This window comes from Vibrio ichthyoenteri ATCC 700023 (assembly GCF_000222605.1).
GTDB classification, from domain to species: domain Bacteria; phylum Pseudomonadota; class Gammaproteobacteria; order Enterobacterales; family Vibrionaceae; genus Vibrio; species Vibrio ichthyoenteri.
On record NZ_AFWF01000273.1, the window covers coordinates 23,180 to 32,063 of the forward strand.

The 8,884-nt window shown below is 44.4% G+C and carries 9 protein-coding genes; 5 read left to right on the plus strand and 4 right to left on the minus strand.

Going from position 1 to position 8,884, the window contains the following annotated elements; translation table 11 throughout:
* Positions 1–65 precede the first annotated feature (65 nt).
* Positions 66–461, minus strand: coding sequence for a hypothetical protein (locus RH85_RS18115; protein ID WP_006714168.1), 396 nt, complete (start codon positions 459–461; stop codon positions 66–68).
* Positions 462–645: 184 nt separating this feature from the next.
* Here RH85_RS18115 and RH85_RS18120 point away from each other — a divergent pair, with 184 nt between their 5' ends.
* From RH85_RS18120 to RH85_RS18130, 3 genes are read left to right on the plus strand one after another with little or no spacing between them, the layout of a single operon-like run.
* The gene (locus RH85_RS18120) at positions 646–1,986 is read left to right on the plus strand and encodes a DASH family cryptochrome (RefSeq protein ID WP_006714169.1); all 1,341 of its coding nucleotides are present in this window, start codon (positions 646–648) and stop codon (positions 1,984–1,986) included.
* Positions 1,986–3,575, plus strand: a complete 1,590-nt coding sequence (locus RH85_RS18125; protein WP_006714170.1) for a cryptochrome/photolyase family protein — start codon at positions 1,986–1,988, stop codon at positions 3,573–3,575. Before RH85_RS18120 ends, RH85_RS18125 begins: the two co-directional genes overlap by 1 nt.
* Before the next feature lie 5 nt (positions 3,576–3,580).
* Entirely contained in the window at positions 3,581–4,288 is a 708-nt protein-coding gene (locus tag RH85_RS18130; RefSeq protein ID WP_006714171.1) for an SDR family oxidoreductase, read from the plus strand.
* Positions 4,289–4,350: 62 nt separating this feature from the next.
* On the opposite strand, the gene RH85_RS22460 is transcribed toward RH85_RS18130, so the two are convergent.
* Positions 4,351–4,500 carry a DUF2256 domain-containing protein gene (locus tag RH85_RS22460; RefSeq protein ID WP_006714172.1) on the minus strand — a complete coding sequence of 50 codons (150 nt, stop codon included), beginning with the start codon at positions 4,498–4,500 and terminating at the stop codon, positions 4,351–4,353.
* 309 nt (positions 4,501–4,809) lie between these two features.
* On the opposite strand from RH85_RS22460, the gene RH85_RS18135 reads away from it, so the two are divergent.
* Entirely contained in the window at positions 4,810–6,072 is a 1,263-nt protein-coding gene (locus tag RH85_RS18135; RefSeq protein WP_006714173.1) for a cyclic di-GMP phosphodiesterase, read from the plus strand.
* 61 nt (positions 6,073–6,133) lie between these two features.
* On the opposite strand, the gene RH85_RS18140 is transcribed toward RH85_RS18135, so the two are convergent.
* Entirely contained in the window at positions 6,134–7,030 is an 897-nt protein-coding gene (locus tag RH85_RS18140) for a LysR family transcriptional regulator (protein WP_006714174.1), read from the minus strand.
* A gap of 119 nt (positions 7,031–7,149) precedes the next feature.
* On the opposite strand from RH85_RS18140, the gene RH85_RS18145 reads away from it, so the two are divergent.
* A complete protein-coding gene (locus tag RH85_RS18145) occupies positions 7,150–8,208 on the plus strand; it encodes a quinone oxidoreductase family protein (protein ID WP_006714175.1) in 1,059 nt (352 codons plus the stop codon).
* A 492-nt stretch (positions 8,209–8,700) separates the two neighbouring features.
* Here RH85_RS18145 and RH85_RS23335 read toward each other — a convergent pair.
* Positions 8,701–8,884, minus strand: a 184-nt coding sequence (locus RH85_RS23335; protein ID WP_006714176.1) for a hypothetical protein, incomplete at its 5' end; no start/stop codon positions are given.

An 8,884-nucleotide genomic window follows, 5' to 3' on the forward strand; every position in this document is an offset into this window, starting at 1 on the left:
ATGAACTCTGCTAACGCCTTGATTCTAAGTGCATCATATTTGAATGATGCAACTACACTAACTGATTACTCTTCAATTGACTCTTCATCTTGAATATCACAGTCAGTACAGCTTTGTAGCGCAATTTCATGTTCAAAGACTGCCACAGTGTTGCCTTCCGCTAAAAGCTCAGCGATTTCATCTGCCACTTCTTTTTCATCATCCGCTTCAATTTGCCCCTCTAGCTCTTCTTCAGAGTAACCGTAGAAGTTCAGTAACAGATAGTCACGCGCTTCTGCCGCAGTACAGGTAACATTTACAGATAAATCAGCTTCAACGTTGCCTTCTGCAAGAATTGCCGTTACTTGCGCAAGAACATCTTCTTTCATGGTTGCCGTTAGCCAACCAAGATCGACGTTTACTTGCGTTTTTTTACAGCCAAAACAAGGTAGTTTCTGAAAGTAGTATTGAAAGTTAGTCATAGGAAAATTCTTCTTTAAGTTTTATATAGCAAGATTATGCGTGTTTTTTAGCAAAATACTATCTCTAATACCAGTGCGTCTTTCTTTGACAACAAGAGTCGTGTTGTCGGCTCATCGCTGATCGTCCATCGCTTGCGTCCGTATCAATTACCGCCTGACAAATTAATCGACTTGGATATAAAACGTGAAAAACACCATAGGTTTATATTGGTTTACGCAAGATCTTCGTATTGATGAAAACCCGCTTTTACAACGGGTCTCGCAAGAAGTGGAAACGCTTATTTGTCTTTACTGTGTGCCCAAAATGACGCGATTTCTCACCCACTATGCGCAAGAACGTCAATTTGGCGCAGCAAAAGCACAGTTTGTAGCCCAATCAGTACACAACCTCAGTGAATCATTAAGCGCTTTACGTCAACGACTCTTGATCACAACTTCTGATCCCCATATCGCATTGCACGGACTCATTAAACGCCATGCTGTAACCCACTTATATTGCGACCATTTCGTCGGCAGCGATGAGCGAGATGTCTTACAGCGCCTTGATGAAGAATTCCCATCACTCATTGTGACACAAGATAATATGCGTAACCTTTACCACGAGGCTGACTTGCCTTTTGAACTAGAGGCACTGCCCGCAACATTTACCCAGTTTCGCAAGCAAATCGAAGCGCAACAAAAACCATCCACCAGTACAAAAGTCACTCACTTACCTCCCCCTTTAGAATTACAATTTGAAGATACATTTTCTGCATTGAATGACGATCTGCCCGTGCTTTTTCCCGGAGGAGAGCACGCCGGAATAGCGCATTGCCAACGCTATTTCTCCTCCTCTCTGCCACAGCACTACAAGCAAACTCGTAACGAATTAGATGGCATGGATTATTCAACCAAGCTATCACCTTGGCTGGCGATGGGCTGCTTGTCGCCGCGCACTGTGCTTGCCATGCTGGCAGAACACGAAGGTCAATACGGCGCCAACGAGTCAACCTATTGGATCTATTTTGAATTGCTGTGGCGCGAATATTTTTATTGGTCCGCACTGAAACATGGCGCAACTTTATTCCACTTTTCAGGCAATAAAACCACAGCCCCTCTCACCAGCTTTTATGCGCAACGATTTGTGCAATGGAAGCGAGGAGAGACGCCTTTCCCCATCGTCAATGCGTGTATGCACCAACTCAATCAAACCGGCTATATGTCCAATCGCGGGCGACAGATCGTAGCCAGTTGTTTGATCCATGAACTGCAACTTGATTGGCGTTATGGCGCCGCTTATTTTGAAACTCAGTTAGTTGATTATGATGTCGCATCAAATTGGGGAAATTGGCAATACCTTGCAGGGGTGGGGGCCGATCCACGAGGTTCAAGACGCTTTGATCTCAACAAACAAACGCAGCAATATGATGCTAATTCTTCCTTTATTGAACGCTGGCAGGGGCGCTGTGCCCACGCGCAAGTTGATAGTGTCGATATGGTCGATTGGCCTATCGTGACCCCAAAGGGTAACGAGGAGTTTAATTGATGCACTACACTCGAGTACGACTTATCTTGGGCGACCAACTTAACGCCCAACACCGTTGGTTTGAACAGGTTGATGAGAGCACCTTATATTTGATCGCAGAGCTGCATCAAGAAGCCAGCTATGCACCCCATCACATTCAAAAAGTGTGTGCTTTTTTTCTTGCTATGGCGGCATTTGCCAATGAGCGACAACAAGAGGGTCACCATGTCCTGCATTTGACCTTAGATGACACCCAGCACTTCACCGATCTGAGTGCATTGATTAGCTACTATGTCGCCGAAGTGAATGCCACTATTTTTGAATACCAACGCCCCGATGAGTACCGATTGCTCGCGCAGTTGGCCAACCTGCAACTTGCTCCGCTAACCAAGAGCGACAGGCTGTCACCGCCGGCCGACACCGACAGTGTCACGACAAATTGTGTCGACAGCGAACATTTCATGCTGCCATTTACGGAAATAGAGCAGCAATTCCCAGCAAAGAAACACATCATGATGGAACACTTTTATCGCCGCATGCGAAAACGTTTCAACATCATGATTCAAGACGGTAAGCCCGAAGGCGGAAAATGGAATTTTGATGCCAGTAATCGCAATAAATTCAAACCTCAAGATATCGAACAGCTTCCGCAACCATTGCAGTTTGGCACTGATACCCTAGACGTCATTCAGCGCATAAAACGACATAACATCACCACGATTGGATCGATTGGAGAGCAACTAATTTGGCCGATTAACCGCGTCCAAAGCCTCTCTTTACTGGCCTATTTTTGTCAGGTTTGCTTACCTTTGTTTGGCCGCTTTCAAGATGCGATGACACAAGAGCATAACGCCAAGTGGAGCTTGTACCATAGCCGTCTTTCTTTTTCTCTCAATAGTAAACTGCTCAGCCCTGCTGAAGTGATTGATGCCGCGCTCAAAGCCTATCGCCACCGTCCCGACATCGATATCGCACAAGTAGAAGGCTTTGTGCGCCAAATACTCGGTTGGCGCGAATATATCCGAGCCGTCTACTGGGCCAATATGCCCAACTACCAAACCTTAAACGCACTGGATGCCAGCCAAGCTTTACCTCACTACTTTTGGCATGGTGAAACCAAAATGTCGTGCTTACATCACGCGATTACGCAGTCGCTCGAGTACAGTTATGCCCATCATATTCAACGCTTAATGGTGACGGGCAACTTCTGCTTAATTACCGAAATAGCCCCCGATCAAGTCGAGCAATGGTATCTGGGGATTTACATTGATGCGATTGAATGGGTCGAGATGCCCAACACTCGCGGAATGGCGCTGTTTGCCGATGGTGGCATCGTCGGAACCAAACCTTATGCGGCGAGCGGTTCTTACATCAATAAAATGAGCGACTACTGCAAAGGATGCCATTACAACGTTAAACAGCGCAGTGGCGAAGGTGCATGCCCTTTAAATAGCCTCTACTGGCGTTTCATGCAGAAACATCGCCAGCGTTTAGCCAACAATCCACGCATTGGCATGATCTATCGCTCTTGGGATCGCACCGATCCGCAAGTGCAAGATGAGATCTTACTTACCGCCGAGCGATACATGCAAAATATTGAGGAGCTTTAGCTTTGATGGAGATATTAATCGTTGGAGGGAATGGCGGGATCGGTTTTGCTATGGTGCGCGAGTTACTCACCAGATACCAAGGTGCACTCGTTCACGCCACCTACCGCCATGTTCAGCCCAAATACCAACATGATCGGCTGCAATGGCATCAACTCGATGTTACTGAAGAAGCGCAAATCGCGGCATTGAGTGCCCAGTTCACGCAGCTAGATTGGTTAGTGAATTGCGTCGGTATGCTGCATACCCCAACCAAGGGGCCAGAAAAGAATCTGGCATCGGTAAACAGTGATTTCTTTTTACAAACGATCTCAGTCAATACTTTGCCTACCTTACTGCTTGCCAAATATTTTTCACCAAGATTAAAACCAAGCCTAGCACCTAAATTAGCGACAATTTCTGCCCGTGTCGGTAGCATTGAAGACAATCGCCTTGGCGGTTGGTACAGCTATCGAGCCTCCAAAGCCGCGCTCAACATGCTTCTTAAAACCATCGCGATAGAATGGCAACGTACCATGATACATGGCGCGGTACTTTCATTACATCCGGGCACCACCGACACGCCACTTTCAGCTCCTTTTCAGGCCAATGTACCGCAAGGAAAACTGTTTAAATCACAGCGTGTGGCCTGCGATTTGATTGGGTTGATTGAAGCGGTAACCCCGCAGCAAAGTGGCGCGTTTTGGGCTTACAATGGTGAGGTAATACCTTGGTAAATAGGTTGGCGGTCGATGTAGTTGCCAGAGAGGCTTGGATTAAAAATGGGATAATGGCTCTGTTAAGGCAGCGCTGAGTTTTTCGATCGGCGACAGCGCTGCGAGCAATACACCACCTCTGCCCAGTTGCGTTGCCACTTGTTACGCCAAGAAAACGGCCGCTGACACACTGGACAAATTTTAGTGGGAAGATCCGCTTTAAACCCCTTCATGTTCTCTTGAGCCTCTAGTGCTTTATTACTTAGTGCATTTACTGTGATTACAAAGCTTGTATTGCATAAAGGTAGCCCAACCGACACCATTTGACGAAATAACAACCGACCGAGCTCACCAATATCACCTTTCCAGAGCGATAAGATAGAAATAACAGTAACTCAAGAGTAGAGTCTGCACATATTGCCCCTCTCGAACTAATTTCATCGAGAATACAGCACAATAATGCCGAGATAAGTGAATATCGCAGAATTTACGATGTGTTCGGCGATTCGAATAATGTTTTTAATTTTTGATATGACACGAGTATGAAAGTAAGACTTGAAGTAAACCAACTCCATGTTGGCCACTATGTGTATCTACCACTCAAATGGGGGCAGCACCCTTTCTTACTCAACTCGTTTAAAATTAAGAATGATGAACAGCTAAACATCATCAAGCAACTTGGGATAAAAACCATCACCATTAATGCGCTGAAAAGTGATGTGCATGAACAACCCGATGAATCACTCACTCACGACAGTGCGCCTGAAAATGAGACTGTAAGCTCAAGCGAGCTTATCGCTCAAGACTCTTTGCAAGAAATGTGGTTAAAGAAGCACGACAGCTGCGAGCAATTTACAGCGATTGAAGACCGTATTCACCGCTCTAAAGAGGCATTTGCCAACACCCTTAATGATGTTCAAGAGATCTTTGACCTCGACAAGCTGAACGAAAACCCCAGCGTGAGTAAATCCGTCGCCATCGTAAATTTTCTCTACAAAAACATTAGCAGTGAAAGCGGCAGCGCGATTCATTTAATGAACGATTCCGTTGGCTACAATCGGCTCCATTACCACTCGCTCAATGTCTCTTTACTCGCGGTATTGATCTGTCAGGCGAAAGGCTTTACCCCTAAGCAGTGCCAATTAGTGGCGTTTTCCGCGTTGTATCATGATATTGGTAAAGTTCAACTGCCGGTCAGTTTGCTCGCCAAGCCAGCACCACTAGAAGAATATGACCAAAAGCGGCTTTGCTCTCATGTCGAGAAAAGCCTCAAAATGAGTGCCAAGATCCCTAAATTCCCAGAAGCCGCGTTAAAGTTAATTGGGCAACATCACGAGCTCAATGACGGTTCAGGCTATCCAAATAGGTTAAACCAAGATGAGATTCATCAGCTCTCGCGAGTGCTCATTTTAGCCAATGCCTATGACAACTTATGTAATAGCGTAAATAGCCAACTTAGCCCTCATAGCGCGCTGACCCACTTGTACAATAAATGCCGTGGGCAACATGATGTGAAAGACATTATGGCGTTAATTAGCGTTGTTGGCGTTTATCCGCCAGGCACCATTGTTGAGCTCTCTGACCATCAAATTGGGGTGGTGATTTCCACCAACAAAGAGACACGCCTCAGCCCATACATCTTGATCTATGATCAAAATGTGCCTCGCGCCCAAGCGGCCATCATCAATATTGCTGAATTTGGTTTGAGCATCACCAATGTCTTGGACAGCAAAGAGCTCACTCTCGATCAGTATCACTACTTGAATCCGTCAGCACAATCGACCTACTTTATTGATGTTGAGTAACTGCCGACTCTCAGCTGAAATCCATGAGGATGTGAGCGTTTGCGTTGCGGAGCACTACTCACTAGGCAAATAAATTGGCGATGAGAAAATCCATCAACGTGCGTATCTTCTTATTGTGTTGAACGTCACGATGACAGGTTAAATATACCGGTAGTGAAGGAATCACAATACCGCAGTCGATTGGCGTAAGTTTCGCTTTCTTGGCAACCTCTGCATGCATAAATACAATCCCACCTCCATTTATCGCTAACTCAACCATTAAAGGCATATTATCTGTTCGAAAATAGAGATCTTCATTTTTGATCGTCCAACCTAGCGCTGTCGCCCCTTCTTCCAACTGAGTATCACGATCAAAACCTAACAACCTATGCTGAAAAAACGCTTCTGCCGTTGTCGGTGTTCCGGCTATTTTTAGATAAGAATCACTCGCATATGCACCAAGCTTGATGTCATACAGGTGCTTCATGATCAAATTCTGCTGCTGAGGACGAACCATCCTAATAGCAATATCCGCATCCCGTTTATCCAGACTGGTGATCTGATTAGTCACCACAACTTGTACCTGTAATTTCGGGTAAAGATTCAGGAACTCCGGGAGAATAGAGGGCAAATAATATTGAGCAACCATCTCGTTAACCGACAGTCGCACCGTTCCCGATAAGCTAATATCTTGCCCTTGAACAAGTCTTTGCAATTTATCAGCAGATGCCGCCATGTTGCGACATTCCTCAAGCAAGGTTTGCCCAAAATCGGTTAGTACCAAGCCTTTTGTGCTTCGGTCAAACAAAGTACGACCCAATTGTTGTTCTAATGAAAAGAGCTGTCTGCTCAATGTTGGCTGGGAACTACTTAAAACTTGGGCTGCTTTACTTAAACTACCGCATTCCGCTATCGCTAAAAAAAAATGCCAAGATCGCCAATCAATATCCATATTTGTATTTGTATAGCCACCTTTCATTTCTGGCCGTTCTTTGAACCATTTATAAATACTAAACTCACAGCGTTCGATTGTAAATCATCGTGAAATTTAATGTTCTCCATTGATTTATAAGATTAATTTTCGAAGGAGTTAACTGAATGCGACATAATGTGAGTGCTGTGGTCAATCAACATGGTGAGCCGCACTGCCTTGAGCTTCAAACAAAAAATTTACAGCGTCTTGGCAATAAAGATGTGATCGTTAAAATTCTGATGGCAGGCGTTGGCTGGGCAGATATTATGGCTCGCAGAGGTGGCTACCCGATGGCACCAAAACCACCTTTTATACCCGGATACGATTTTTCAGGAATCGTAGAAGAAGTCGGAAATCAGGTCTCGGAGTTTAAAGTTGGAGATTACGTTGTTGGTCTGAATCCCCAATTTGGGTGCTATTCCCAATATTTGTCTATCGCCGCTGATTTATTGGTTAAATTTCCCAAACATTTAGACCCAGCTCAAGTCTGTAGCCTCCCCCTCAATTATTTAACTGCATACTGCATGCTTTTCAATAAAGCCAATATTCAATCGCAGCAATCCATCTTGGTTCATTCTGCAGCAGGTGGTGTAGGCTCAGCATTAGTTCAACTAGCAAAAAGAGCTGGCGTTAAGGTTATAGGGACAACGTCTTCAAGTAAACGAGCGATGATAGACGCTCAGGGCGTAATCTCGGTTGACTACAAAACAGAGGATTTTGTTCAAGTCGTGAAAACGAAGTATCCCCAAGGTGTCGATGCGGCGTTTGACCCTATTGGAGGTAAGAATTTGAATAGAAGCTTTAGTGCGATAAAACAAGGTGGGATCGTAGTCAGTTACGGGTTTTCTGGGGGGCAATTCGGTGGGCTACTGAACATGATATCTGGCTCGATTCAGCTATGTATGCTTAATCTGATTCCCAACGGTAAAAATGCACTGTTTTGTGCGCTGCCATCTGAGGTTAACAATAACAAACAATGGTACCGAAAGGCGCTCAGTTCTCTAATTGTCATGCTCGATAGAAAAGAAATCGAGCCAATCGTTTCTCATATCGTTCCTTTAGATAAGGCGCATCAAGCACACGCATTATTGGAGAGTGGTAACACAATCGGGAAAGTGGTCATTCAATGTACCGACCTTCCTTCCAAATACCAATCAAGTAAAAAATTAGACAGCAATAATTAATCCCGTACTATAAAGCGAGCAAACGATATATCTACTCGCCAGCAAATATTTTTATGAGCAGAGTCTCTATCCGTAAACAACTCCAGCGGTCCCAAATCGAAAATGCCCCGACAACTTATTGAGTTATCGGGGCTTTTTACAATAAATGGCACGCCCTGCAGGAATAAAGTCAACTTTTCCATCATATTGAACAAGCATAGATATGTTTATATTTTTCTTTATTTTCAATGATAAAGGATCGTTCGTCGTTTTACTGAATTTACTTAAATATGCTGAATTTTGCTGATAATTGCGCTATTCGGCGTCACCAAAACAGCTCCCCTTAACTTTCAAAATCAAACCACTTTGATATGGTCGTAACTCCATAATCATGGCAAAGCAGCTTAGTAGTTAAGGTACGATTGAATCGCTTGGTGATCACAACAATCTCAATCGCTTCAAAACTCACTATTGGACAGAAGTGAGTTAACCGTCCCTTTATTTTCTAGCATTCTAGTTCAAGGTAACTCTATCTTGCACGAAAGATAGTCCTTCAGATGAAGATATTGAAGAAAAAATTTCAGTACAGTAACTCTCATCAAAGAAGGCTTTTGAGAAAGACTCTATTGCTTCAATTAAAGACAGGAATAAGGCCTGCGATTTAATATCACCAATAACGCTATCCTGATCATCTATA